Source organism: Pseudomonas sp. AC463 (genome assembly GCF_979253585.1).
The window spans coordinates 1-277 of the sequence record NZ_CEEDDZ010000535.1; the positions used below are offsets into that span (position 1 = coordinate 1).

Consider the following 277-nt stretch of genomic DNA (forward strand, 5'->3'; position numbering starts at 1 on the left):
GACCATAAAGGTTGTCGTAAACAGCGTATTGGCAGCATCTGGTACCGAGCCATCGGAATACAACGTCGCCGTCACCGACCCGGACACGGAGAAGTTGGAGATGTATCCTTGAACACCACTGATTACGGTGGCGTTAGCTACGCCGAAATACCCTGCGAGGCTCTGGCCGCCGTTGAGTGAATAATCATTTGCACCCATCGGGGTGCCCGTATCAACGATTGTGTTGGCCTGCGCAACGGCCGAAAACGGAAGCGTGGCCGCAGCCACTGTTACAAAT

1 protein-coding gene is annotated in these 277 nt (G+C 54.9%); it reads right to left on the reverse strand.

Annotated elements, in window-relative coordinates:
* The coding region (locus AC0IYH_RS31290; protein WP_471838102.1) for a hypothetical protein at positions 1-277 on the reverse strand (277 nt) is incomplete at both ends.